This is a genomic window from Mesorhizobium sp. WSM4310, assembly GCF_007003935.1.
GTDB lineage: Bacteria > Pseudomonadota > Alphaproteobacteria > Rhizobiales > Rhizobiaceae > Mesorhizobium.
This window is the reverse complement of the sequence record NZ_VFTA01000009.1, coordinates 111,980-136,295: the sequence shown is the minus strand read 5'-3', so window position 1 is coordinate 136,295 and position 24,316 is coordinate 111,980. Positions and strand designations below refer to the sequence as shown.

23 protein-coding genes are annotated in these 24,316 nt (G+C 64.5%); 17 read left to right on the top strand and 6 right to left on the bottom strand.

The window, feature by feature from the left end; genetic code table 11:
- Window positions 1-44 precede the first annotated feature (44 nt).
- Both FJV80_RS12790 and FJV80_RS12780 read left to right on the top strand, forming a co-directional pair.
- Entirely contained in the window at window positions 45-1,259 is a 1,215-nt protein-coding gene (locus FJV80_RS12790) for a DUF930 domain-containing protein (protein WP_142876543.1), read from the top strand.
- Window positions 1,260-1,541: 282 nt separating this feature from the next.
- The gene (locus tag FJV80_RS12780) at window positions 1,542-2,594 is read left to right on the top strand and encodes a DUF930 domain-containing protein (RefSeq protein ID WP_142876577.1); all 1,053 of its coding nucleotides are present in this window, start codon (window positions 1,542-1,544) and stop codon (window positions 2,592-2,594) included.
- Between the two features lies 1 nt (window position 2,595).
- On the opposite strand, the gene FJV80_RS12775 is transcribed toward FJV80_RS12780, so the two are convergent.
- Both FJV80_RS12775 and FJV80_RS12770 read right to left on the bottom strand, forming a co-directional pair.
- Entirely contained in the window at window positions 2,596-3,270 is a 675-nt protein-coding gene (locus FJV80_RS12775; protein ID WP_142876542.1) for an HAD family phosphatase, read from the bottom strand.
- Between the two features lie 105 nt (window positions 3,271-3,375).
- Window positions 3,376-4,017, bottom strand: coding sequence for a hypothetical protein (locus tag FJV80_RS12770; protein WP_142876541.1), 642 nt, complete (start codon window positions 4,015-4,017; stop codon window positions 3,376-3,378).
- A gap of 191 nt (window positions 4,018-4,208) precedes the next feature.
- On the opposite strand from FJV80_RS12770, the gene FJV80_RS12765 reads away from it, so the two are divergent.
- The 5 genes from FJV80_RS12765 to ptsP are packed head-to-tail and all read left to right on the top strand — an operon-like array spanning window position 4,209 to window position 8,926.
- Window positions 4,209-4,646, top strand: coding sequence for a transcriptional regulator GutM (locus FJV80_RS12765; RefSeq protein WP_095787930.1), 438 nt, complete (start codon window positions 4,209-4,211; stop codon window positions 4,644-4,646).
- Window positions 4,647-4,697: 51 nt separating this feature from the next.
- A complete protein-coding gene (locus tag FJV80_RS12760; protein WP_095772208.1) occupies window positions 4,698-5,459 on the top strand; it encodes a PTS glucitol/sorbitol transporter subunit IIC in 762 nt (253 codons plus the stop codon).
- A gap of 16 nt (window positions 5,460-5,475) precedes the next feature.
- On the top strand, window positions 5,476-6,480 hold the full coding sequence (locus FJV80_RS12755; protein WP_010911816.1) for a PTS glucitol/sorbitol transporter subunit IIB: 1,005 nt from the start codon (window positions 5,476-5,478) through the stop codon (window positions 6,478-6,480).
- A gap of 26 nt (window positions 6,481-6,506) precedes the next feature.
- The gene (locus FJV80_RS12750) at window positions 6,507-6,887 is read left to right on the top strand and encodes a PTS glucitol/sorbitol transporter subunit IIA (protein ID WP_095787928.1); all 381 of its coding nucleotides are present in this window, start codon (window positions 6,507-6,509) and stop codon (window positions 6,885-6,887) included.
- Window positions 6,888-6,943: 56 nt separating this feature from the next.
- Window positions 6,944-8,926, top strand: a complete 1,983-nt coding sequence (ptsP, locus tag FJV80_RS12745; RefSeq protein WP_142876540.1) for a phosphoenolpyruvate--protein phosphotransferase — start codon at window positions 6,944-6,946, stop codon at window positions 8,924-8,926.
- A gap of 145 nt (window positions 8,927-9,071) precedes the next feature.
- On the opposite strand, the gene FJV80_RS12740 is transcribed toward ptsP, so the two are convergent.
- Complete coding sequence (locus tag FJV80_RS12740) at window positions 9,072-9,866, bottom strand: hypothetical protein (RefSeq protein WP_142876539.1); 795 nt, start codon at window positions 9,864-9,866, stop codon at window positions 9,072-9,074.
- 155 nt (window positions 9,867-10,021) lie between these two features.
- On the opposite strand from FJV80_RS12740, the gene FJV80_RS12735 reads away from it, so the two are divergent.
- A complete protein-coding gene (locus FJV80_RS12735; RefSeq protein ID WP_142876538.1) occupies window positions 10,022-11,047 on the top strand; it encodes a sugar-binding transcriptional regulator in 1,026 nt (341 codons plus the stop codon).
- Here the strand turns inward: FJV80_RS12735 and FJV80_RS12730 are convergent.
- From FJV80_RS12730 to FJV80_RS12720, 3 genes are read right to left on the bottom strand one after another with little or no spacing between them, the layout of a single operon-like run.
- Window positions 11,034-11,885: a TIGR01459 family HAD-type hydrolase gene (locus FJV80_RS12730; protein WP_142876537.1), complete on the bottom strand. Its 852-nt coding sequence runs from the start codon at window positions 11,883-11,885 to the stop codon at window positions 11,034-11,036. The genes FJV80_RS12735 and FJV80_RS12730 overlap by 14 nt on opposite strands.
- Entirely contained in the window at window positions 11,882-13,156 is a 1,275-nt protein-coding gene (locus FJV80_RS12725) for an FGGY-family carbohydrate kinase (RefSeq protein WP_142876536.1), read from the bottom strand. The genes FJV80_RS12730 and FJV80_RS12725 overlap by 4 nt, the downstream gene beginning before the upstream one ends.
- A gap of 15 nt (window positions 13,157-13,171) precedes the next feature.
- Window positions 13,172-14,215, bottom strand: a complete 1,044-nt coding sequence (locus FJV80_RS12720; RefSeq protein ID WP_142876535.1) for a class II aldolase/adducin family protein — start codon at window positions 14,213-14,215, stop codon at window positions 13,172-13,174.
- Window positions 14,216-14,397: 182 nt separating this feature from the next.
- On the opposite strand from FJV80_RS12720, the gene FJV80_RS12715 reads away from it, so the two are divergent.
- The 9 genes from FJV80_RS12715 (at window position 14,398) to FJV80_RS12675 (ending at window position 24,247) form a co-directional block, all read left to right on the top strand.
- The gene (locus FJV80_RS12715; protein WP_142876534.1) at window positions 14,398-15,180 is read left to right on the top strand and encodes a DeoR/GlpR family DNA-binding transcription regulator; all 783 of its coding nucleotides are present in this window, start codon (window positions 14,398-14,400) and stop codon (window positions 15,178-15,180) included.
- Entirely contained in the window at window positions 15,177-16,556 is a 1,380-nt protein-coding gene (locus FJV80_RS12710) for a carbohydrate kinase (protein WP_142876533.1), read from the top strand. Before FJV80_RS12715 ends, FJV80_RS12710 begins: the two co-directional genes overlap by 4 nt.
- A complete protein-coding gene (locus tag FJV80_RS12705) occupies window positions 16,553-18,097 on the top strand; it encodes a sugar ABC transporter ATP-binding protein (RefSeq protein WP_095793191.1) in 1,545 nt (514 codons plus the stop codon). Before FJV80_RS12710 ends, FJV80_RS12705 begins: the two co-directional genes overlap by 4 nt.
- Window positions 18,094-19,086 carry a ribose ABC transporter permease gene (locus FJV80_RS12700; protein ID WP_095787919.1) on the top strand — a complete coding sequence of 331 codons (993 nt, stop codon included), beginning with the start codon at window positions 18,094-18,096 and terminating at the stop codon, window positions 19,084-19,086. The genes FJV80_RS12705 and FJV80_RS12700 overlap by 4 nt, the downstream gene beginning before the upstream one ends.
- Before the next feature lie 80 nt (window positions 19,087-19,166).
- Complete coding sequence (locus FJV80_RS12695) at window positions 19,167-20,105, top strand: ABC transporter substrate-binding protein (RefSeq protein ID WP_095793192.1); 939 nt, start codon at window positions 19,167-19,169, stop codon at window positions 20,103-20,105.
- Between the two features lie 70 nt (window positions 20,106-20,175).
- The gene (locus tag FJV80_RS12690) at window positions 20,176-21,069 is read left to right on the top strand and encodes a sugar phosphate isomerase/epimerase (protein WP_095793275.1); all 894 of its coding nucleotides are present in this window, start codon (window positions 20,176-20,178) and stop codon (window positions 21,067-21,069) included.
- A 140-nt stretch (window positions 21,070-21,209) separates the two neighbouring features.
- Complete coding sequence (locus tag FJV80_RS12685) at window positions 21,210-21,563, top strand: cupin domain-containing protein (RefSeq protein ID WP_095793276.1); 354 nt, start codon at window positions 21,210-21,212, stop codon at window positions 21,561-21,563.
- 147 nt (window positions 21,564-21,710) lie between these two features.
- Window positions 21,711-22,637, top strand: coding sequence for a transcriptional regulator (locus tag FJV80_RS12680; protein WP_142876532.1), 927 nt, complete (start codon window positions 21,711-21,713; stop codon window positions 22,635-22,637).
- Between the two features lie 104 nt (window positions 22,638-22,741).
- Window positions 22,742-24,247 carry an alpha-N-arabinofuranosidase gene (locus FJV80_RS12675; protein ID WP_142876531.1) on the top strand — a complete coding sequence of 502 codons (1,506 nt, stop codon included), beginning with the start codon at window positions 22,742-22,744 and terminating at the stop codon, window positions 24,245-24,247.
- Window positions 24,248-24,316: the final 69 nt, after the last annotated feature.

The window sequence follows — 24,316 nt, the reverse complement described above, 5'->3', positions numbered from 1 at the left end:
GCCTGTGCTTGAAGCCGCCGCTATTTCATTCCACATCGGGCGCAATGAACGGCAAGATACGAGAGTGGTTTCGCAATTGGCGATGGGCCTTGGCCGCATCGCTGATCCTGCATGCCTTGATCGCAGCGTTCTTGTTCTTTGGCGTGCCGAGATCCGAGCAGCAGCCGCAACAGCAGGAACAGCCCGTCAATGTCGCGATTGTGCCGCCGCCCGAGAAGCCTAAGCCGAAACCTGCTCCAAAGCCACCTGAGCCGAAACCCGAAAATAAGGCTGAAAAGCCGCCTGAACAAAAGCCGCCTCCGGAGCCACCGAAACCGCCAGACGACCATGTTCTGAAGCGCGTTTTCCAGTACGGCCAGAAAGATACGGGGCCGGAGAAATCGCTCGACGGAAGCAGCGCCAAACCCAACACGCCGTCACCGGCCAAGGATGAGGCGGCGAAGCCGCCTATAACGCCGACACCCGCGCCGACCCAGCCCGCCCCGGCTGCAACGCCACAGCAGAAGGCAGAGTCCAGCGAGCCTGACGAGAAGCCGGCCACAGTTGCGCCGGACGAAAAGCCCGCGCAAGGCGAGGAAAAGCCCGAGGCCGCGCCGGACGCCAAAGCCGTGCAAAGCGAGGAGAAGCAGGCGACCGAGGACGCTGACAAACAGCAGCCGGACAAACAGGGGCTCGCACCGCAACCCGCCGAAAAGCAAGCGGTTGTGATGCCAAAGCCATTGGCGGCCGAGACTGGTGGCAAGCCCGCGCCTCCAGCCTCAACCGGAAAGGCAAAGCCCAAACCGGCCAAGACGTTGACGTTCAAACCCGCAAGGGCCTTCAAAGCGCCGATCGGGAATGCTGGAAGATCAAATCCCGCAAACAACGACGTTGCAGGATCGCCAATCTATTCCGGCCTTCCGGGTGTCAGAAAGCTTTACTCGCAGGGAGCAACCGGCAATGCCTTCGCCACAAGCTCCATGGAGAATGTGCCGCGCGGTCAGCGCGTGGCCACCCTTTGCGGCAATGTTCTGAGCCAGGAACTGCAAAGCGCCGACTATTCGGTCAAATGGGTGCCAACCATTACGCTGGACAAAGGCAATGTTCTCAACCCTAGCCAAGCGGCCTTCAGCACCAGAAACACCTGGTACAATCTAAATTTCCGATGTGAAGTCGATCCCGATGCGACGAGGGTCCTATCCTTCAACTTTCGTGTGGGGTCATTGGTCCCGCCTGGCGAATGGGCTAGCCGTGGATTCACCAAGTATCCGCTGAATTAGGCCGGCACGCCGAGCCCGGACAATTGCCGGCTAATTCTTGCCAGTCCGCGCAGACGAAATCGGCACCGGCCGCCGTCAGCCGCGCGGTGTGCCCGGCACAGGTGTGCCCGCCGCCGGTATAGCCGATCGCCGTCATGCCGGCGGCGGCGCATTGAGCCGCCCGGGCGCCTTGGCCGGGCCGCCCTGGGTGTGGTGATGCAAATCGACAAGCTGTCGTGGCCATATGCGCAAATCCGGTGCTTATGCTTGAAGCCGCCGCTATTTCATTCCACATCGGTCAGGATGAAGGACGAGGCACGAGAACGGCGCCGGTATCTGTTGTGGGGCATTCCCGCATCGCTGATCCTGCACGTGCTTGCCGCGGCGCTCCTTGTGTATGGCCTGCCCGTGCCTCTCCAACCGCCGCGCGAGGAGCAGCCAGTCAATGTCGCGATCGTGCCTCCGCCCGATCAGCCAAAGCCGAAACCTGTTCCGCCTGCGCCAAAGCCACCGGAACCGAAGGTTGAAAAGCCGCCTGAGCAGAAAATTGAAAAACAACTTCCGTCCGAGAAGCCGCCGCCAGGCGAGGTCCTGAGGCCTGTCTTTCAGTTCGGCGACAAGGATACCGGCCCGAGGAAATCGCTGGACGGGACCAGCGCCCAAGACAGCTCGCCGTCGCCGGCCAAGGATGACGATCCGAAGCCGCCTGTCGGGCCGAAGCCTGCAGACAGCCAACCTGTCACGCCGGCAGACGCCGAGCGGCAGGCAGCTTCAAGCGCGGAGATGGATAAACAACAGGCAGCTAAACAGGAGCCGGACAAGCAGGCGGCGCTCGACGACGCCAAGCAACAGGGCGGGGCACCAGCGCCTTTGGCTGCCGATAGCGGCGGCGAGATCGAGCTTCCCACATCAGCCGAAGCACCAAAGCCCAAACCCGCAAATGCGCCCAAGCCCAGCCCCTCAAGCGTCTCGAAGTCTGCATCTCGCAACGATTCGGGCCTTCCGGGTGTTCGCAGGCTCTACTCGCAGGGCGCCACCGGCGATGCGCTGGCCACGACCTCGATGGGCGGAGTGCCTCGCGGTCAGCGTGTGGCCAAACTCTGCGCCAGCGCGTTGCAGCAGGAACTGCTGGATGCTTCCTATTTTCCCAAATGGGTGCCGTCTCTTCCGCTGAAGGTGGGCAATATTCTGGACGCCCCGGATGTCGCTTTCAGCACGACAACCACATGGTACCATCTGGGCTTTCGGTGCGAGGTCGACACCGATGCGACGCGGGTCTTGTCCTTCAACTTCCGCGTGGGGGTACCAATCCCGCCGAGCGACTGGGAAGGTCTTAGATTACCCAGCCCCTACTAGATCAGGCCGGCACGCCGATCCCGGACAATTGCCGGCTAATTTCTTGCCAGTGCGCGCAGACGAAATCGGCACCGGCCGCCTTCAGCCGCGCGGCGTGCTCGGCATAGGTGTGGCCGCCGCCGGTGTAGCCGATCGCCGTCATGCCGGCGGCAACCGCGCCCTGGATGCCGAAGGGCGAATCCTCGATGACGATGCAGTCGGCCGGATCGGCGCCTATCCTGGCGGCGGCGAACAGGAAGATGTCGGGCGCCGGTTTGCCGTTCTTGACCATGGAGGAGCTGTAGATCGCCTCGCCGAAGAACGGCGCCAGCCCGGTGACGGCCAGGCTGTGGTTGATGCGCTCGACGGAGGACGACGAGGCGACGCAGCGTTCGCCCTCGAGCGTCTCCAGAAACGCCGCGATCCCCGGGGTCGGTTTCAATTCCTCGGTAAACAGGATCTTGGTCTCGGCCCAGATGTCGCCGTCGGCGGCAGCGGGAAACTGATGGCCGGTCAATTCCCTGATCCTGGCGATGATGTCGGACTGCTTCATGCCGACGCATTGGGCGATGATGCCGCCATGGACGCCCGGCATGCCGTGCTTTTCATAGACGCGTTCGTAGGCCCTGGCGGCCAGCGGCTCGCTGTCGACGAGAACACCGTCGCAATCGAAGATGATAGGCCTTGGTCGCGCCACGCGCTTGTCTCCTCACGTCAAATTTCGCACATCGCTATCGGCAAAAAGTCAAATGTTCAATAGTGCGATGTCTTCAGCGCGTTTTGGGGCTGCAACGGCGGGCAGTCAAAGCTGGCGCAGCGCATCGCTTGCGCGGCCGGATCCGAGCGCCCGTTGCATGGCTTGCCGGGATTGTGCGCGGTCGGGCGTGATCCAGTTCGGCTCCGCACCGAGGAAGCGGTCGAGGAACGCCACCGCATAGGCCGGCATCTCGGTCACATTCTCGCGATAGGACCACCAGGTGCGCAGATCGTCGGCGCATTTGTCGATGCTGGGCGCGCTGCCGAACTCCTGCTCATAGATCGCCGAAATCACGGAGACGCAGTAGTTGGTGTAGAGGAAGCCTTCCGGCCAGAAGCGGATGATGTCCAGCGTGCCGGCATTCTGATCCGTTTCAATGAGTTGCGCGAGGCCGGAGATCTCCCTGGCCGGCGCCTGTTTGATCAGCTCGCGCAGCACGAGGCCGGCGGCAAAGACGATGAAGTCGGCGCGGTCGATCGCGGCGAAGCGCTTCTGCGCTTCCATGATCTCGACCCAGTCGAGAAAGGCCCGCGTCAGCTTCGCCTCGTCGATCTCGAAACGCACGCCGAACGTCTCCGAGACCACCTTGGCGCTGCCGCGGAAAGTGGCGCGAAACCAGCGCAGCTGCCGCAGCCGGTGGCGCAGGTCGGGCATAAGGGCCAGTTCATCCCTGAAGGGCAGTTCCATTTCATGCATCCCGTTTGACGACAGGCTAGCACAGCCATGCCGCCGCCGAAATCGGCAGACGGCTCTGTGGATGGCATAGCGGAGACTAATATCTTACATATTGACATTCTCGGAAACAAATGTTCTCACTTTGATGTTGTCGCGTGCCGGTCCAAGGTGCGGTTCAACGGAGGCTTCGGGAGGAGAACCGAATGGCGATTTGGCAGTGGGGACTGCTTCTGCTGGTTATTGTGTGGGCGCTGCAGTCGCTCGGCGTCTGGCTGCAGATGCGGCACTATTCGGATGTCTTCCGGGGCGTCACCGACCAGTACAAGGACGGCTTCGTCGGAGCCGGCAATTTTCGCGGTCGGCTGGCCAAGGGCACCATCGCGCTCGTCGTGGTGACGCCCGACCTGATCGTGCGCCGCCTGATGGTGATGAGCGGCCGGTCCGTCTTCACCAAGTTCAAAAGACATGAAGAATTCGAGGGTGTTCCCCTCGATCGACTCCGGTCCAACCCTGCGATCATGGGGGAGGGGGAACCCGGTGTGGCCGAGGCCGTGAAACGGGCGATCGAACAGATCGACAAAACACGGTCGGAGCCGGGGAAGAAGCCGGGCCTGGCCGGCTTGAACGTAGCAAGGGCTTAGAGGACGCCGCGTACCGACTGGGATAACCGGCGGGCGGCATAAGGAGGAGAAATGTCTGTATTTTCGTTGTTGGCGCAGCATGCCGACATGGCCGTGCACAATCTGCATGTCGCAGGTACCATGGTCTCGGATGCCGCATTGCATGGCAAGCTCGCCGTCGAGCATGCTTCCGACCATCTCGTTGTCCTGGCCCAAGCGGACAGCGGACCCATAACCGTCGATCAGTTCAAGGAAAAACTGAAGGAAGTCCAGCAGGAAGAGCAGCTCGGCTGGCTGACCGCCATCGGCAAGTACTTCATCGGCATCTTCCAGAAGGGCGGCGAAGTGTTCGCCGGCTTCGTCACCGGCATCATTCCGACGTTGGTGGTGCTGATGACCGCCTTCTACGCCGTCACCGAACTGGTCGGCGAAGAGCGCGTGCATGGCCTGGCGCGCGGCGCCGGCAGGATTGCCTTGACCCGCTATACGCTGCTGCCGCTGCTGGCGGTGTTCTTCCTCACCAACCCGATGGCCTACACTTTCGGATCGTTCCTGGAGGAAAAGCACAAGCCGGCCTTCTATGACGCGGCCGTGTCCTACGTGCATCCGCCGCTTGGCCTGTTCCCGCACATCAATCCGGGCGAATATTTCGTCTGGGGCGGCATTCTCGTGGCTCTGCTCGAGCTTGAGAAGAAGGGCGTTGTCGTCGCCGGTTACCACGTCAAGGTGGCGATCTGGTACGCCATTGTCGGCCTCGTCGTCATCCTGCTCAAGGGCATGCTCACCGAGCGCATCACCACCATCATGGCACGCCGCCAGGGCGTCGAGCTGTAAGGGCGGGGAGGACATCATGGACAGGACATTCAAAGCCGTAAAGATCTCCCGGGGCAACACAGGCTGGGGCGGCCCGCTCGTCATCGAGCCGACCGCGCAGCGCGACAAGGTCGTCTCCGTCACCGGCGGCGGCATCCATCCCGTCGCCCAACTCATCGCCGACATGACCGGCGCCACGGCGGTCGACGGCTTCAAGGCGCCGCCGATCGAAGGTGAGATGGCAGTGGTCGTCGTCGATTGCGGCGGCACCGCACGCTGCGGCGTCTATCCGCGCAAGCGCATCCCGACCGTCAATCTGACGCCGGTCGGCCAGGCTGGGCCGCTCGCCCAGTTCATCACCGAGGACATCTACGTTTCGGGCGTGAAGCCGGCCAACGTCACAATGGCGGACGGATCCGAGGCGGTCACCACTGCGGGGGGAGCAGCATCGATGAGTTCAGGCAATAACACAGCAGCGGCGGCGCCACAGCCGCTGCCGAGCGAAGGCGGTCTGATCGGCCTGATCAGCTCGATCGGACGCGTCATGGGCCGGGTGGTCGGCATCTTCTTCAATGCCGGCCGCCGCACGATCGACCAGGTGGTGCGCAACGTGCTGCCGTTCATGGCCTTCGTGACCATGCTCATCGGCCTGATCCTCTACACCGGCATCGGTGACGTGCTCGCCCAGCCGATGGGACCGCTGGCCAACAACATCGTCGGCCTGCTGATCATCTCGGCCATTTGCGGCCTGCCGTTCCTGTCTCCCATCCTCGGGCCGGGCGCCGTCATCGCGCAGGTCATCGGCGTGGCCATCATCGGCCCGCAGATCGCCAACGGCACGATTTCGCCGGCGATGGCTCTGCCGGCGCTGTTTGCCTACAATACCCAGGTGGGCTGCGACTTCGTCCCCGTCGGGCTGGCGCTCGGTGAAGCCAAGCCGAAGACGATTGAAATCGGTGTGCCTGCGGTGCTCATCAGCCGCCAGATCATGGGTCCCGTATCCGTGCTGATCGCATGGGTCGTCAGCCTGATCGTATTCTAAGGACATAAGAGAATGAGGTTCGCCACATGACGGTTCTGCTGAGAACACGGGTCACTTCCATCGGGCCCGAAGTGGCGGATCTTGCCGAAGGGGGCGTGGTCATCCTGTTTGCGGATGGCTCGCCGCCGGAGCTTGCCGAGGTTTCGGTGCTCCACAAGACGGAGGTCGGACCGAGCGACGGTGCGCCGCAAAAGGGCGCTTCGATCACCCTTGGTCCGGTTTCCGCGGTCATAACCGCGGTCGGCTCCAGCGCGTGGAGCAAGGTGCTCGAGATGGGCCATGTCGTCATCTCGTTCAACGGCGCCACCGAGGCCGAGAGGCCTGGCGAGATCTGCGCATCGCAGGTCGATGCCCAGGCGCTTGTGTCCGCCCTGAAGACGGACGCGATCATCACCATCGCCGCCTGAAGCATTCGCGCCGCGATCCATCTGGTTTTGGCGCTTAAAAAAGCAGAGTATTTGCCATGGAACGCTCGACCATCGTCAGAGTGCATGAAGGTTTGCACGCCCGTCCCGCCACGCGGTTCGTCAAGCTCGCCAAGGGCTTCGAATCCGATGTCGAGCTGGTCAAGGACGGCAAGGCGGTCAGCGCCAAGAGCTCCGTCAAGCTGATGCTGCTGGCGGTCAAGGAAAACCAGGAAGTCACCGTGCGGGCGAACGGCGCCGACGCCATCGAGGCGATCGAAGCGCTGATCGGCTATCTCGAGAATCCCAAGGCGGGTCTCGACGACGAAGCCGAGCCGCAGCGCCCGGCGAATGATGCCGGCCAGGCGGCATCCTTGTCAGCACCCCAATCCGTGCCGGCTGCAACAGGCCAAGCGAACGGCCTGCGCGGGGTCGCGGCAAGCGAGGGCGTCGCCATCGGGCCGGCCTTCGCGCATTTCCCGCCCGAGATCGCCGGACAGGGCCGCATGCTGCAGGCGGAAGAGATCGCCGGCGAGATTGACAGGTTCCGTGCCGCCGTCGCCGCCGTCCAGGCGCGCATGGACCGGACCTTGGCGCAGGACAGCTTGTCTGCCGCAGACCGCGGCATCGTCGCGGCACTCAGGGATATCGCCGCCGACGACAGTCTGGCCGGCGAGGCCGAAAAGGCGATCAGGGGCGGCAACGACGCGGTGTCTGCCGTCATCACCGCAGCCTCCACGATCGCCGCCGATTTCAGCGCGGTCGACGATCACTACCTCAATGCGCGGGCCGACGATGTCCACGCCGTCGGACGGCAGATCTGCCTGGTGTTGCTGGGCCAGGACGACGTCAGCCTCGAAAGCATTCCCGAAGGCGCCATTCTGATCGCCGACGACATCGGCGCCTGGGATCTGGCGCGGGCGCCGCTGAAGCGCATCGGCGGGGTTATTTGCGGCCATGGCGGCGCCACCTCGCACATCGCCATCATCGCGCGCTCGCACGGCATTCCGGCGGTGCTGGGCCTTGGCGACCAGGTCAATGCCTTGCGCACCGCGCGCGACGTGGCGCTCGACGGCAACACCGGCCACGTGATCATCGACCCGGACGCGGCGACGCGCGCAGACTATGCCGGCCGCGTCGAAGCGGCGGCGAAGGAACGCGCCGGCCTGACCGCCTTCAAGACAGTGACGCCGAAACGCCCCGACGGCAAGGTGATCGAGGTCGCGGCCAATATCGGCTCGCTCGAGGAGATCGAGGCGGCGCAGGAGGCGGGCGCCATGGGCGTCGGCCTGTTCCGCACCGAACTCCTGTTCATGCGTCATATGCATCTTCCCTCGGAGGACATGCAGGCCGAGACCTATGCAGCGCTGGCCAAGGCCTTCGCGCCTTATCCGGTCATCGTGCGCACGCTCGACATCGGCGGCGACAAGCCGATCGCCGGCATCGAGTTTCCCGACGAGGAGAACCCCTTTCTCGGCTGGCGCGGCATCCGCATGTGTCTTGACCGGCCCGATATCTTCAAGCGCCAGCTCCGGGCGCTGCAGCGGGCCGCCGTGCACGGCAACATCAAGGTGATGCTGCCGATGGTGTCCGATATTTCCGAAGTCACGCGCACCCGCGCACTGGTCGATGAATGCGCCGCCGAACTCAAGGCCGAAGGCGTGCCTTATGCGACATTCGATCTCGGCGTGATGATCGAAACCCCGGCGGCCGTGCTGATCGCGCCGGCGCTGGCCAGGGAAGTGGCCTTCTTCTCGATCGGCACCAATGACCTGACCCAATACATCATGGCCGCCGACCGGCTCAACCCGACGGTCGCCAGGCTCAACGACGTCACCAATCCGGCGGTCATGTCGGCGATCGAGCTGACGGCCAAAGCCGGCGTCGCCGCCGGCATCATGGTGGGCATGTGTGGTGAGGCGGCCGGACGCCCGGATCTGATCCCGGCCTTCATCGAAATGGGTCTGACCGAGCTTTCGATGAGCCCGGCCTCCATCCAGCGCGCCAAGAAGACGATCACGGCCATGGCAGCCGGGGATTAGCCATTCCAGGAAAAGTGTGAGCGGTTTTCCCGGGAAAGCGCGTAGCGCTTTCCCTTGGGAATTGCGTCAAAACAAAGAGTTAGAGCGGTTCGCCGTTTCGATGAAACGGTGAGACGCTCTGGATTTCCGGAAGCGCTGCTGGAGCTTACGGCAAATGCGCAAGCAAGGTGGCGAAGACTGGCGTCAGTTCATCGACCGGGCTTGCCTTGGCGCAGGCCTGTACGATGCGATCGTGACGGATATCGGCAGCCAGGATCGCGATCTCCAGCATGTCGGGTTCAGGCGCGCCGTCACGGCCGGTTGTCGCCAAGCCGCAGGCCAGAACCACAGGCGCCAGGCAGCTTATGTCGAGCGCGCGCTCCCCGGCGATTCCCGGCGCGGCTTCGCCAAAGTGCACCGGACGCTGGCTGAGCAACTCGACCAGCAACGCCGCACAAGTGGCCGCGATTGCCTGCAGCCCGGAGCCCGGCGCGGTCAACGCGGACAGGAAATCACCATGGCGCTTGCGCATCGTGGCATGCGCGGCGGCGAAATCGGCTTCGTGGATGCGGGCGTTGTCGATCTTCAGCTCGGCGAGCACCGCCTTCGTCAAATAGTACATGTCGCGCCGGAACAGGCGCTCGGCGCTCAACTGCCGCTCTTCGTTTCCGGCCGGAAAATAGGTGCCGAGGCCTTTCACGGTCGTGCCGTCCACCTTGATCGGGCGCTCGTGCGGGACAAAGGATTCGGCAATCGACAGCGCGTCGTCGACGGCGCTTGCGGCATGGCCGAGCAGGCCTTCGATGCCTTTGCCCGGAAACGGCGGCAGATGGCTGGTCGCTTCGTGCAGCACGCTGGCGTCACCGGTGCCGTCATGGCGGCTTTGCCGGATGATGTCGCGGACCTCCCGCAACCGGTCCTTCAAATTGACTCGGACGTCTTCGGAGATTTGTCGGAGCATCGCGGTCTGCCTCGAAAGTGCCTTGCAGGACGGCCGGCCAGGGCCAGCCACCGACTCTACATTGTTCCTATCGATTGGTAGATCAATAGGCGATACTAGACCAGCATGCAGAATCGGCGACGGCGCGCTCGTCCGTCGCCGCGGGGGAGGGATGATTGGCCAGGCGACGACAAACTGAAGAAGGGCGGGCCGAAGAAGGGCGGACAGGAGCGGAGACGACCGAGCAGGTCGCTGGTGAAAGCCGGACGGACCGCCTCAGGATTCGCGCCGCCTGGATGTATTTCGTCGAGCAGATGACGCAGAACGAAATCGCCGACGTGCTTGGCGTCGGCCGCGTCACCATCGTGCGCATGCTGGCCGAGGCGCGCTCGCGCAACGAAGTGAAGATCACCATCGAGAGCGAATTGTCGGAGATCGTGCGGCTGGAGCGCGCGCTGGAGCGGACCTTCGGCCTGCAGCAGGCGCTGGTCGCCCCGCTCACTGCACCCAATGCCGATCCGATCCCCGCAATCAGCGCCAAGACCGGGGCTTTCCTGTCCGACACGATGAAATCCGGCATGCGCGTCGGCGTCGGCTGGGGCCGGACGCTGTTCTCCAGCCTGCCCTTCATCAGCGCCAAGTCGCTCTCCGATTTCAAGGTCATTTCGCTGCTGGGTGGTGTCGGCGTCGTGCGACGCTACAACCCGGCCGAGTTCGCCTGGCGCTTCGCCCAGATCTTCCAGGGCGACGGCTATCTGATCCCGACGCCGGCCGTTGTCGACAGCGTCGAGACCAAGATCGCGCTGGTCGAGCGCTGCGGCCTGCAGGAGGTCTTCGAGATGGCCAACGTGCTCGATGCGGTTCTGTTGAGCGTCGGCGGCATCGCCTCGGCCACCACCTTCTCTCGCGGCGGTTTTCTCAGGGAAGCGGACCGCGAGGCCCTGCTCAAGCGTGGCGCTGTCGGCGACCTTCTGTTCCATTTCTTCGACCGCAACGGCGATCTGGTCGACCATCCCGTCAACAGCCATGTGATGTCGGTGGAAGTCGACCGTCTGCGCGCGGCGCCAATCCGCATCCTCACCTCCGGCGGCGAGGAGAAGACCGAGGCGCTGCTCGGCGCGATGAACCTGATTGCGCCGACGATCCTGATCACCGACGAGGAAAGCGCCAAGCGCATGCTCGAGGCGGTCAGCGCAAGCTGAAGGATGCCGTGATGTAGCCGGGCCAGGCCTGTTGCTCGTCGAAAACGGCGGCAAGGTCCGGCGTGTCCGCCAAAATGCCGCCGAGCACCAGCGCCGTGGCGACGCCGGCGCCGTTGCCGCCAGCTATGTCATGCTCGACGCTGTCGCCGATGCAGACGACGCTGCCGCGGTCAGGTTCGCCGGCCAGCGCCAGGGCCGCGTCGAAGATCGCCGGATAGGGCTTGCCGATGCGGGTGACGCTGCCGCCCAGGCTTTCGTAGAGATCCGCAATCTCGCCGGCGCCGAAGCGCGGTCCGACCGCGGTCAGCATGATCCTGTCGGGGTTGGTGCAGAAGCACGGCACCTGTCGCGCCGCCGCCGGGGCGAGCAGCCGGCGATAATGGTCGAGGTCGTGGCGGTCGCCCTCGCTGGCCGAAATCAGTACCAGGTCGGCGTCCTCGCCGGCCTCAGTCAGCACAAAGGGCAGGCCCTCGACCGCCGTGCGGTCGTTGTCGCGGCTGATTAGCAGGCATTTTGTCCCCCGACGCAGCTCTCCCGATGCCGCCATCTCGTTGAAGGATCGCCACGCCACCTCGCCGGAGGAGACAAAATGGTCCCAACTGCCGGCGGCGAAGCCGAGTTTCAGCAAGCGGTCCTCATTGGGCTTGGCGCGTTTGCCGGAATTGGAGATCAGCACCACCGTCTTGCCGCCGCGCTTCAGCGCCGACAATGCCTCTACCGCGCCTGGATAAGGAGCCTGGCCGTCATGCAGCACGCCGAACTGGTCGAGCAGGAACACCTGGTAGCGCTCGGCCAGCGGCCCGATACCGTCGAGGCGTTCGATTGCTTTCGCGCTCATGCCAGTCCTGCCTTGCTTGCAGCCTTTAGCGCCAGCCGCGCCGTGCCGGCGGCCGCCTCGTCGGAAAGTGCGGGCAGGAAATCGACGCCGAGCTTGCGTCGCCGAATCGCGGTCCAGGCCGGATTTGCGGCGCCGCCGCCGACGCTCCTGACCGAGGTCAGCGCCGGCGCGCCGAGCTCGGCCAGCCTGCGGTAGCCGAGCGCCTCGATCGCCGCCATGCCCTCGAACATCGCCTTGAGATAGTCGGTGTCGCTTTCCGGTCGCGGCGAAAGACGCGGCGGCAAAGTGGGATCGGCGATCGGAAATCGTTCACCCGTCGTACTAAGCGGATAGTAGTCGAGACCGGTTTGCGTCGTAGGATCGATTGCCGCGCTGAGTTCGATGATCCGCGCCAGCGGAAAATGCTGGGCCAGCACCTTGCCGCCGGAATTCGACGCGCCGCCGGCCAGCCAGGTGTCGCCAAGGCGATGGCTGTAGATGCCGAAGCGCGGTGCCGAGATCGGCCGGCCGGACAGGATCTTGATGGTGAGCGAGGATCCCAGCGCCGTGACGCCGTCGCCGGCCGTCGTGGCGCCCGTCGCCAGGAACGAGGCACAGCCATCCGTCGTGCCGGCGACCACGACCACATCGCGCGGCAGGCCGAACAGTTCCGCCGCGGCCACGGTGAACGTGCCGGTGACATCGCCCGGCTCGACCACATGAGGCAGCAAGTCCATGCGCATGCCGGTGGACGCGATCCAGTCCGGCCAGCGGCGCGCCTCGACATCAAAGCCCGTCTTCAGCGCATTGTTCTCGTCACTGACGTCGTAGCGGCCGGAGAAGTTTGCGGCGATCCAGTCGGCCTGGTGCAGCACGGCCGCGATGCCGGGCAGATGCTGGAACCGTAACGCCTTGGCCAGGCCTGAAGTCGCGCCGTGCGCGGCGCTCGCCTCAGGCGCCTCGCGGGCGATGGCTGCCAGGATGCCGGCGTCGTCGACCTTGTCGTTGTACATCAGCGGCTCGGCCAGCGGTTGCCCGGCGGCGTCGACGGGCAGCAGCGTGCCCGACGTGCCGTCGACGGCGATGGCGCGGACAGCAGTGCGGTCGATGCCCGAAAGCAGGTCTGTCAGAGCCGCCCGGACCGCTTGCCACCATGCCGCGGGGGAGCGGGGATTTTGGCCGAATTTGTCGAGCCGGACCGCCGACTGGCCGGCAATGGAAAAATCCGGACGCATGGCGACGGCGCGCGCGCCCGATGTGCCGATGTCGATGCCGATGACAAGAGGCATCATGTCTTCAGTCCTTTGCTAGCCGCCTGTGGCATTGAGCTTCTGGCGATACTGCTCGGCGTCCCAATTGACCAGTTCGTCGTTCTCGGCAGCGGTGAGATAATTCAACCGCGCCGCGACATCGACGCGAGCCGTCACGTCGGCGAGGCAGCGCTGCATGGCGTCGGCGCCAGCACTGGCGTCGCCGCGCATCAGCACGCCGGCGCCGGGAAACAGGATCGCCACAGGGGCCGTGCCGAGTCGCGCGGCGACGCTAGCCGCGTTCTCGCCTGGCTTGGCCACCACCGAACCTTGGCCGAGGAAGATGACATGGTCGGGATAGAGGCTGCCGGCCTCCGCCATGCGGCGGCTTTGCGCATCGAGCGCAACTGCGTGGGCTTCCAGATCCACCGGCAATCGATAGACGCTGTCGGCGGCAAGCGCTGTCAGGGCCGCGATGTCGGGCGCGGCGGTCGCGCGCGCCGGCCGTGCCAACAGCGAGCGGACGCGATGGAGCAGCCGCTCCGCCTCGGTCACGGTTTGCGCGGCGACGACCAACCCATGATTGCCAAGGATCAGCACATCGACACCAGGCCGCAGTTTCTCGGCAATGCCGCGGGCGAGCGGCAGACCCGGCCGGCAATAGGGCACATAGGCACATTCGACGCCGCCGAGCCGCCTGGCGACCTCGGCCTCGCCGTCGGCCTGCACGGCAAGCGAAATCGTGTCGACGCAGTGGACATGCAGAACCACGCGTTGCGGCATCAAGGCATGCACCGTGGTTTCGATCGAGGGGCGCAGGCCGCGCGGATTGAGTTCGTCGATGGCGAAGGCCTGCGGCTTGTCGGCGGCGGGATCGCGCTCTTCGACCGCCTTGAGCAGCGGCGCCATCGCCACCGGAACCATGATGTCGTCGCTGAGCGCATCCTTCAGCCAGGTGCCGGAGGCCTTGATCCACAGCGTGTCGCCGGCCTTGAGCGACGTGTTGCCGCCCGCCGCCTGGGTCATATGCGGGTTGAGCCCGATACGGGCTGAAAGCGTCCGCAAGGCCGCCAGTTCCTGCGCGTCAGCTTGGGTTGCCATGGCGCCTTTCCTTCAACGCTTGCCCGGGATCCGCCGCCGGGACCGGGTGTTGGCGCTGATATCGCAGATGCGAGCGACTTACGTCAACAGTGATCTACTATCATCAAAACCAGCTTGCAATCTGACTAATGTTGAGTAAGTTGCACCAATTGCCGTGGAAAATGGCATTGGGAGGAAAAGAGTTGAGCGACTCCGGCCGCCAGCGTCAGATCGTCGAACTGCTGCGGGACCGCCCATTCGCCTCGGTGCGCGAGCTGCAGGAGCGGCTTGGCGTTTCGGCGGCGACGGTCAGGCGCGACATCGACCGGATCGACGAGGCCGGCGAGGCGCGCAAGGTCTATGGCGGCATTTCCGCGCTCGACGGCGCATCGCATGCGGGTGTTGCCTATGCCCGGCCCTATGACGAGAACCGTGACCTCGCAGTCGAGGCCAAGCGCCAGATCGCGGCCATCGCGGCGACCATGGTGCGCGACGGCGACGCGGTCATCGTCCATGGCGGCTCGACCTGCTTCCATCTCGGCGTCAAGCTCGCCGAGCGCAACATCCGCCTCTACACCAATTCGATGCCGCTCGCGGCCTATCTGAGCGACCATGGCCATTGCAGCCTGACCGTTGCCGGCGGCGAGCTGCATCGCGAACCCGGCATCATCCATTCGTCGGTCCAGGCGACGCCCTTCTACGCGTCGAAATTCTTTCTCGGCGCGCAAGGCCTCAACCAGGAAGGCGTGCTGGAATCGCATCCGCTGCTGGTGCGCTCCATTGTCGATCTCAGCCTGTGCGCCGACCAGATCGTGGTGCTGGCCGACAGCCGAAAACTGTCGATCCACGCGCGCAATGTCGCTCTGCCGCTGTCGCGCATCGGCACGCTGATCACCGATGACGGTCTTTCGGATGCCGATGCGCGCATGCTGGAGGATGCCGGCGTCATGCTGCGGATCGCGTCCACCACGGGAGCCGTCCCGTGAAAGTGGCGGTGCTCGATTTTGGCAAGACCAATTCGAAGCTGTTCGTCTTCGGCCAGGATGGACGCATCCTCGACGAGCGCCGGACCCAGCCGAAATGGATGCGCCAGGACGGCTTCAGCGTGCTCGACGAGGCCGCCCTGCATGACTGGGCGCTCGCTGCCGTCACGAACGCGGTCGAAAACCATGGCGTGGAAGGGGTGATGGTGTCGGGCCATGGCTGCACCTTCGCCCTCGTGGACGACGCGGCGCTGACGCATCCGATCCTCGACTACGAACAGGAGCCGCCGGCCGAAATCGCTGCCCGGATCGATCGCCGCATTCCGGATTTTGCCGAGACGTTTTCGCCCCGCTTGCCGCTCGGCTTCAACTATGGCCGTCACATGCTGTGGCTGCAGGACGTCGATGCCGATGCGTTCGCGGCGGCGAAATCGATCCTCGGCTACCCCCAGTACTGGAGCTGGCGCCTCGGTGGCAGGCCGGTCTCGGAGGTGTCCTATCTCGGTTGTCATTCGCATTTGTGGGCGCCGCGCAGCCAAGACTTTTCCTCATTGGTCGATGCCGAGGGCTGGCGCCGCCAGATGCCGGCCTTCGCGCGCGCCGGCGCGGTCATCGGCGAGCGGCGTCTTGGCGGAGCGGCACGGCCAATCGCCATCCACAATGGCGTCCACGACTCCAATGCGGCGCTCCATGCCTATCGCCGCCAGGAGCTTGGCCCGCTGACCGTGGTGTCGACCGGCACCTGGGTCGTCGTGCTCAATCCCGACTGCCCGCTGGACGTTCTCGACCGTGACCGCGACATGCTGGTCAATGTCGATGTCGACGGCGGCCCGGTGCCGACCATCCGCTTCATGGGCGGGCGCGAATTCGCCGCCATCAGCGGCGACTGGCAAGGCGCGATCCCGCATGGCTCGATCCAGCAAGCGATCGATGCCGGCATCATGGCGCTGCCGAGCTTCGCGCCGGGGGGGCCGATGCCGGACCATCCCGGCCGCCTGGTCGGGCGCACGCCCGATGCCGCAGAACGCGCCGCGGCGGCGCTGCTCTATGTGGCGCTGATGGTCGATCTCTGCCTTGACCTCATCCATTCTCAAGACACCGTCATCGTCGATGGCGGGCTGAACGCTGGCGGCCTGCTTGCCGGAGTGTTGGCTGAGCTGCGTCCCGGCCAGGCCTTTCTGCAGGGCGCCACGCTGGAGGGCAGCGCCACGGGCGCGGCAGCACTTGCCTTCGAGGGCGTCGGACGCGACTTCGCCGCCGAGGCGCCGGAGCCGGTGCATGCGGCACGCTTCGCCGACCTTGCCGGCTATCGCGACGCCTGGCGCGATCGCGTTGGCGGGCAGGGCGACGCCATCAAGGCGGCGGGTGGTGCACGATGAGCGCGGCGGCACAAAAGCGGGCAAGCGGCCATCCGGTGCTGGAGATGCGGCACATCTCCAAGACCTTCGGCGCGATCCGCGCCTTGCAGGATGTTTCGCTCACCGTCCAAGCCGGCGAGCTGCATGCTCTGATGGGTGAGAACGGCGCCGGCAAGTCGACGCTGATGAAGGTGCTGTCGGGCGCCTATCGGCCGGATGCCGGCGGCGAGATCCTGATCGATGGCGTGCCCGCCGCGACCGGCGATCCGATCAAGGCTCGCGCCGCTGGCATCGCGGTGATCTATCAGGAGCTGTCTCTGGCGCCCAATCTGACGGTGGCGCAGAACATCTTCCTCGGCAACGAGCCGCGGCGCTTCGGCATTGTCGACCGCGACCAGTGCAACCGGCGGGCGAACGAAATCATCGCGCGGCTCGGCGTCTCCTTCTCGGCGCGTGCGCTGGTCTCCAGCCTGTCGCTCGGCGAGCGCCAGCTGGTCGAGATCGCCCGCGCGCTGTCGACCAATGCGCGCATCATCGTCATGGACGAGCCGACGACGTCGCTGACGTCGCGCGAGACCGACAGCCTGTTTGAGGTGATCGCGACGCTGAAGGCGCATGGCATCGCCATCATCTACATCAGCCATCGCATGGAAGAGGTCTACCAGCTCGCCGACCGTGTCAGCGTGCTGCGCGACAGCGGCTATGTCGGCACACTGGAGCGCGCCGACCTCAACGCCTCGCGGCTGGTGTCGATGATGGTCGGCCGCGATCTCTCCGCCTTTTACAAGAAGGATCATCGTCCGCCGGACGCGAAGCGCGCCATCGCACTCTCGGTGCGCGGCATGTCCGACGGACGTCTGCTGAAGAACTGCTCGTTCGACCTGCACAAGGGCGAGGTGCTGGCTCTGGCAGGTCTTGTCGGCTCCGGCCGCACCGAGCTCGCCCGGCTGATCTTCGGCGCCGACAGGCGCAGCGCCGGCACGCTGGAACTCGACGGCAAACCGATCTCAATCGGCTCGCCGCGCGAAGCGCTCGACGCCGGCATCGCCTACCTGACCGAGGACCGCAAGGAACTCGGCTTGTTCCTCGACATGTCGATTTCCGACAACATCAGCATGGGTGTGCTGGCCAGGGACGCGCGGACCGGCGGATTGCGCGACTTCGGCGCCGCCGACAGGCGCGCGGCTAAAGCCATCGCGGACCTGTCGATCCGCACCCGCTCGGCGCAGGCCAATGCCGGCTCGCTGTCGGGCGGCAACCAGCAGAAAGTGCTGCTCGCCCGGCTGCTTGAGACCGAGCCGAAGGTCGTCATCCTCGATGAGCCGACGCGCGGCGTCGATGTCGGCGCCAAGTCGGAAATCTACCGGCTGATCGACAACCTCGCCAACCGGGGCATCGCCATCCTGATGATCTCCAGCGAATTGCCCGAGGTGATCGGCGTCGCCGACCGCGTGCTGGTGATGCGCGACGGCTCCATAGCAGGCGAGGTGACGGCATCCGGAGGCGAGCCGCTGCGCCAGGAGGCGATCATGGAACTTGCGACGGGAGCGGCCCAGGAATGACCGACAGAACGACGACGAGCGTGGATCAGGCGGCGGTCAGGAGCCGGCGGCTGCGCACAACCTTCGCGGCGCTCGGCATGCTGCCGGTGCTGGTGCTGCTGGCGGCCGGCTTCCAGTTCATCAATCCCCGCTTCCTCACCGAGACCAATCTGCTCATCGTCACGCAGCAATCGTCGATCAACATCGTGCTTGCCGCCGGCATGACCTTCGTCATCCTGACCGGCGGCATCGACCTGTCGGTCGGCTCCATCCTCGCCGCGTCGGCGATGGTGGCGGTGCTGGTGTCGTTGGTGCCTGACTGGGGTCTGCTCGGCGTGCCGGCGGCCATCCTCGTCGGCCTCGGCTTCGGGCTCGTGAACGGGCTGCTCGTCGCCTATATCAGGCTGCCGCCGTTCATCGTCACGCTGGGTTCGCTGACGGCCGTGCGCGGCATCGCCCGCCTGCTCGGGCAGGACACGACGGTGTTCAACTCGGACCTGCCTTTCGACTTCATCGGCAATGGCTCGCTGTTCGGCATTCCCTGGCTGGTCGTCATCGCGCTGTCGGTCGTCGTGCTGTCCTGGCTGGTGCTCAAGCGCACCGTGCTCGGCACCTGGATCTATGCCGTCGGCGGCAATGCCGAGGCGGCGCGGCTGACCGGCATCAAGGTGCCGCTGGTGCTGCTCTTCGTCTATGGCGTGTCCGGCCTGCTCGCCGGGCTCGGTGGCGCCATGTCGGCGGCAAGGCTTTACGCCGCCAACGGCCTGCAGCTCGGCCAGTCCTACGAGCTCGACGCCATCGCCGCCGTCATCCTTGGCGGCACCAGCTTCGTCGGCGGCGTCGGCTCGATCTGGGGCACGCTGATCGGCGGCCTGATCATCGCGGTGCTCTCCAACGGGCTCATCTTGGCCGGTGTCTCGGACATCTGGCAGTACATCATCAAGGGATTGGTCATCATCGTGGCGGTCGCCCTCGACCGCTACCGGCTCCAGGCAGGGGCGAGAACGTGAGTGACCTGGTCGCCGGCATCAAAGACCGGCTTGTGTAACGCACCGTGAGAGGCTCGGTGCATCAGGAGGAAGTAAGCGTAATGAAGACCATCGCCAAACTGCTCTGCGGCGCCGCGTTCGCGGCCGCCGCCATCGCGCCGGCATCGGCCAAGGACCTCAACAAGGTCGGCATCTCGGTCGGCCTGCTCGGCAACCCCTTCTTCGTCGCCACCATCAAGGGCATCGAGGACGCGGCCAAGAAGATCAACCCGAAGGTCGAGGTGACGTCGGTATCGGCCGACTATGATCTCAACAAGCAGGTCTCGCAGGTCGATTCCTTCATTGCCGCGGGCGTCGACGTGATCATGCTCAACGCGGTGGACGCCAAGGCGATCGCGCCGGCGGTGAAGAAGGCACAGGCCGCCGGCATCATCGTCGCCGCCTTCGACGTTTCGGCGCCGGGCGCCGACGTCACCGTGATGACCAACAACGTCAAGGCCGGCGAGGAAGCCTGCCAGTACCTGGTCGATCATACCGGCGGCAAGGGCGACTACGTCATCCTCAACGGTCCGGCATCGTCGTCGATCCTGGAGCGGGTAAAGGGCTGCAAGAACGTGCTCTCGCAGCATGCCGACATCAAGATCCTGTCCGACGACCAGAACGCCGAAGGTTCGCGCGACGGCGGCCTGAAAGTGTTCCAGTCGCTGCTCACCCGCTTCGACAAGATCGACGCGGTGTTCGCCATCAACGATCCGACGGCGATCGGCGCCCAGCTTGCCGCCAAGCAGCTCAACCGCTCGGAATTCATCTTCACCGCGGTCGACGGCGCGCCCGATATCGAAAAGGAGCTCTCGTCCGGCTCCTCGATGATCAAGGCCTCGGCCTCGCAGGATCCCTATGTGATGGCCGGCCAGTCGCTGACGATGGCGGCCGAGCTGCTTGCCGGCAAGAAGCCGGCTGAGGCCACAGTGCTTCTCGATCCGAAGCTGATCACAGCCGAGAACCTGAAGGACTACAAGGGCTGGACCGCGGCCCGCTGATCACTCCAACAGGCGCGGGCCGGACTTGTCCGGCCCCGCCTTTCTTCATCACCGCGAACCGGAGACGATCATGGCGCGCATCGGAATCCATTCTTTCGTCTGGTCGGCAAGCTCGGCACAGAGCGAGCTTGAACGCACGCTGGCCAACACCAGGGAGGCCGGCTTCGATCTGATCGAGTTCTCCTATCTCGACCCGGCCAATGTCGACATTGGTGGGCTTGCCAAACGCATCGCCGATCTCGGCCTCGGCGTGGCGATCAGCATCGGATTGCCTGGTGGCGGTGACATATCGAGCGCCGACAAGGCGGTCGCCGCGCGGGGCGTCGAGATCCTCAACGAGACCATCGCGCTGACGCGCGATCTAGGCGGCCGCAAGGTCGCCGGCATCCTGTCGGCAAGCCATGGCCTGCAGGTCGAAGCGCCGACGCGCGACCAGTGGACCCGCAGCGCCGCAACGCTGGCCAAGGTCGCCGAGACGGCGAAGGCGGCCGGCGTCACGCTCAATCTCGAAATCGTCAACCGCTTCGAAAGCAACCTGCTCAACACCGCCGCGCAAGGTCTCGCCTTCATCGAGGATACCGGCTCGGACAACATCTTCCTGCATCTCGACACGTTCCACATGAACATCGAGGAAGCCGATGTCGGGCTGGCCATCCGCAACGCCGCGGGCAAGATCGGCTATGTCCATATCGGCGAGAGCCATCGCGGCTTCCTCGGCACCGGCAATATCGATTTTGCAGCGATATTCGATGCGCTGACCGCCATCGGCTATGCGGACGATCTCAGCTTCGAATCCTTCTCGTCGGAGATCGTCGACGAGAACCTGTCGAAGAAGACCGCCATCTGGCGCAATCTGTGGACCGACAATATGGCGCTCGCCAAGCACGCGCGCGCTTTCATCGGCCTCGGGCTGGAGACGGCGCGGCGCAAGGCGGAACTGGTCTCGGCCCGTCACAAGGCGTAGGGCGGCCGCGGGCGGCAGGCCCCCCGCAGGCGTGATGCCTGGATGCGTAAACGCTTTTCGTTCCCGGGGTGCATGCATTGCCCCGGTCCCATGCATCGGCTATCCGACCTCCGCGACACATGAAGCAGAAGGAACCCGGCATGACGAACAAGACGATCCTCAAATTCGGCCCCGTCGAACACGCAGAAGCCGGCGACCTGCCTGGCTGGGTCGTGGTCGAAGGCCACCCGACCATGCAAACCGCTGTCCAGCACACGACGGAGGACGGCAAGGTGATGTCGGGAACCTGGCGGGCGTCGCCCGGCACCTATCACGCGACCTACACCGACTATGAGTTCGTGCACATGATCGCCGGCCGCATCATCATCACCCCCGACGGCGGCACACCGGTCGAAGTCGGCCCCGGCGACGCTTTCGTGGTGGAAGCCGATTTCAAGGGAACCTGGAAGATCATCGAGCCGGTGACCAAGCATTTCGTCGTCCGGGTGGCCTGAGCCGGCCGCCTCGGTTGTGCCAAGCTGGCAGGTCGGCAATGGGCCGACCTGCAAGTGGCGGGGACCATGCGGTTCGATTTACAACGCCGTGGCTTTATTTGTATCTGATCTGCTGATACATAACCCGTGTGACCAGTGCGGGGCCATATGTCGAATGAAATCATGGTTGTCGATCCGCTTGAGCGGCTCGACCTGTTGAAGAGCCTGGCGAGCGAGGTTCGGGTCCGGATTCTCGAACTGCTGCACCGCAAGGGGCCGAAAAACGTCAATCAGGTGGCCGAAGAACTGGGTCTTCCGCAATCGACGATTTCGGCAAACATCCAGGTTCTTGTCGATGTCGGTTTGATCGAGACGAAATCACAGAAGGCGCGCAAGGGAAGCCAGAAGGTCTGCTATTCGACCTTCTCCGAGCTGGTTGTCGTCTTCAAGGACCGCACCCCGGCGCAGGATCTCGGCGTCATAGAAGTGGCGATGCCGCTTGGGCTCTATACAAGATGCGAAGTTTCCGCTCCCTGCGGCCTGTGTTCAAAGGACGGCGTCATCGGACTTCTCGATGTGCCCGACACCTTCCTTGATCCCGACCGTATGCGGGCCGGGCTGCTGTGGTTCACGCGCGGCTTCGTCGAATACCAGTTTCCCAACAATGCGACGCTTGCCAATGCCAAAGTTGGCGGGCTGGAGCTCTCGATGGAGCTTTCGTCCGAGGTGCCGGGCACATCGAAGGATTGGCCGTCGGACATCACGGTCGCGATCAACGGACACGAGATAGATACTTGGACGGCGCCGGCCGACTATGGCGACAAGCGCGGCAAGCATACGCCCGGCTGGTGGAAGCTGGCCGGATCACAGTATGGCGACCTCGCACACTGGCGCGTCACGAACAACGGCACCTATCGCAACAACACCAAGGTTTCCAAATGCTCGCTGGCTGACCTGGAGCTCGAGCGGCACCGCTCGATCCGGATACGAATCGGCGTGAAGGATGATGCGCGTCACCCCGGCGGCATAAACATCTTCGGCAGCGGCTTCGGCAATTACAGCAACGACATCGTCCTGCGCCTGCTGAAGGCCTGAGAGCATATTTGGCCCTTGACGGGCGGATGAACTCGACCCTTAACTGATCTGCGACCCGGATATAGATCAGAAAGTCGGATTGATAATCCGCAGTGGGAGGGATCATGAAGGCCAGAGTCACGGCGAACGCGGCCTATGCCGTCGCGGATATCGACAAACGCCTTTACGGCTCGTTTCTCGAGCATCTTGGCCGGGCGGTCTACACGGGCATCTACGAGCCCGGACACCCGCAAGCGGACGCGGAGGGGATGCGCAAGGACGTGATCGAGCTGGTGCGTGCGCTCGACACTCCGATTTGCCGCTACCCAGGGGGCAACTTCGTGTCCGCCTATAATTGGGAAGACGGCATAGGCCCAAAGGAGAACCGCCCGCGGCGGCTCGATCTTGCGTGGCGCACCACGGAGCCGAACCTGGTCGGCATCCACGAATTCGCCGACTGGGCCGAAAAAGCCGGCACCGAGATGATGCTTGCCGTCAATCTCGGATCCCGCGGCCTCGACGAGGCGCGGGCCTTCGTTGAATACGTCAACCACCCGGGCGGCAGCTACTGGTCCGACCTCAGGGCCAAGAACGGACGCGCGCAACCCTGGAACTGCCGCCTCTGGTGTCTCGGCAATGAAATGGATGGCCCCTGGCAGGTCGGCCACAAATCGGCGAGCGAATACGGCCATCTCGCCAACGAGACCGCCAAGGCGCTGCGCGGCCTCGACCCGACGGTGGAACTGGTCGTCTGCGGCTCGTCGCATTCCAATATGCCGACCTATCCGCAGTGGGAAGCGACCGTGCTGGAGGCGACCTACGAACAGGTCGACTACATCTCTCTCCACATGTATTTCGAGAACTACGAGAAGAATACGGCCGAGTATCTCGCTCTTCCGGCCAAGCTCGACCGCTACATTGGCACGGTCGCGGGCATCATCGACTATGTGAAGGCCAAGACCCGCTCGAAGCGGGACGTGAAGATCTCCTTCGACGAGTGGAACGTCTGGTACCATCAGCGCAAGCAGGACGCCGCGCGCATGCGCAGTTGGGACTGGCCGGAAGCACCCAGGCTTCTGGAGGACATCTACAATTTCGAGGACGTGCTGCAGGTCGGTTGCATCCTCAACACCTTCATCCGCCGGTCGGATGTTGTTCGCATCGCCTGCATTGCACAGCTGGTCAACGTTATCGCGCCGATCATGACCGATCCCGGCGGCAGCGCCTGGAGGCAGACGATCTACTGGCCTTTCATGCTGGCCTCCAGGCACGGCCGCGGCACCGCGCTGCAACTCGCGGTCGAGGTCCCTACCTATGACGCGGCCGCGGCCGACAAGGTGCCATGGCTCGACATAGCAGGCGTGCACGATTCGAACGCCGGCTCGCTGACCTTCTTCGCAATCAACCGGCATGGGTCCGAGACGATAGAGGCCGACGTCGCCCTCGAGCGGTTCGCCGCCAAGTCCATCGAGCACACGATCATCCGTCACGACGATCTCGAGGCCTGCAACACGAAGGAGGCGCCGGACAACGTATCACCGGTCAAAGGCAACGGGGCAACGCTCAGCAGCAAGGGAATGACGCTGAACTTGCCGCCGCACTCCTACTCGATGGTGCGCGTGACGCTCTGAGTCAATATCCGACTATCAGATACATACCGTAAAATCCGTTGCAGGCGGATTGGTTTGGTGTAGCATTGA

Bases quoted from the DNA above. Each gene is read 5' to 3' on its own strand.
- FJV80_RS12790 (WP_142876543.1), top strand. From the start codon at position 45: ATGAACGGCAAGATACGAGAGTGGTTTCGCAATTGGCGATGGGCCTTG.
- FJV80_RS12755 (WP_010911816.1), top strand. From the start codon at position 5,476: ATGGACAGGACATTCAAAGCCGTAAAGATCTCCCGGGGCAACACAGGC.
- FJV80_RS12700 (WP_095787919.1), top strand. From the start codon at position 18,094: ATGACCGACAGAACGACGACGAGCGTGGATCAGGCGGCGGTCAGGAGC.
- FJV80_RS12695 (WP_095793192.1), top strand. From the start codon at position 19,167: ATGAAGACCATCGCCAAACTGCTCTGCGGCGCCGCGTTCGCGGCCGCC.
- FJV80_RS12680 (WP_142876532.1), top strand. From the start codon at position 21,711: ATGTCGAATGAAATCATGGTTGTCGATCCGCTTGAGCGGCTCGACCTG.
- FJV80_RS12675 (WP_142876531.1), top strand. From the start codon at position 22,742: ATGAAGGCCAGAGTCACGGCGAACGCGGCCTATGCCGTCGCGGATATC.
- FJV80_RS12705 (WP_095793191.1), top strand. From the start codon at position 16,553: ATGAGCGCGGCGGCACAAAAGCGGGCAAGCGGCCATCCGGTGCTGGAG.
- ptsP (WP_142876540.1), top strand. From the start codon at position 6,944: ATGGAACGCTCGACCATCGTCAGAGTGCATGAAGGTTTGCACGCCCGT.
- FJV80_RS12730 (WP_142876537.1), bottom strand. From the start codon at position 11,885: ATGAGCGCGAAAGCAATCGAACGCCTCGACGGTATCGGGCCGCTGGCC.
- FJV80_RS12780 (WP_142876577.1), top strand. From the start codon at position 1,542: ATGAAGGACGAGGCACGAGAACGGCGCCGGTATCTGTTGTGGGGCATT.
- FJV80_RS12690 (WP_095793275.1), top strand. From the start codon at position 20,176: ATGGCGCGCATCGGAATCCATTCTTTCGTCTGGTCGGCAAGCTCGGCA.
- FJV80_RS12760 (WP_095772208.1), top strand. From the start codon at position 4,698: ATGTCTGTATTTTCGTTGTTGGCGCAGCATGCCGACATGGCCGTGCAC.
- FJV80_RS12765 (WP_095787930.1), top strand. From the start codon at position 4,209: ATGGCGATTTGGCAGTGGGGACTGCTTCTGCTGGTTATTGTGTGGGCG.
- FJV80_RS12740 (WP_142876539.1), bottom strand. From the start codon at position 9,866: ATGCTCCGACAAATCTCCGAAGACGTCCGAGTCAATTTGAAGGACCGG.
- FJV80_RS12770 (WP_142876541.1), bottom strand. From the start codon at position 4,017: ATGGAACTGCCCTTCAGGGATGAACTGGCCCTTATGCCCGACCTGCGC.
- FJV80_RS12685 (WP_095793276.1), top strand. From the start codon at position 21,210: ATGACGAACAAGACGATCCTCAAATTCGGCCCCGTCGAACACGCAGAA.
- FJV80_RS12720 (WP_142876535.1), bottom strand. From the start codon at position 14,215: ATGGCAACCCAAGCTGACGCGCAGGAACTGGCGGCCTTGCGGACGCTT.
- FJV80_RS12725 (WP_142876536.1), bottom strand. From the start codon at position 13,156: ATGATGCCTCTTGTCATCGGCATCGACATCGGCACATCGGGCGCGCGC.
- FJV80_RS12750 (WP_095787928.1), top strand. From the start codon at position 6,507: ATGACGGTTCTGCTGAGAACACGGGTCACTTCCATCGGGCCCGAAGTG.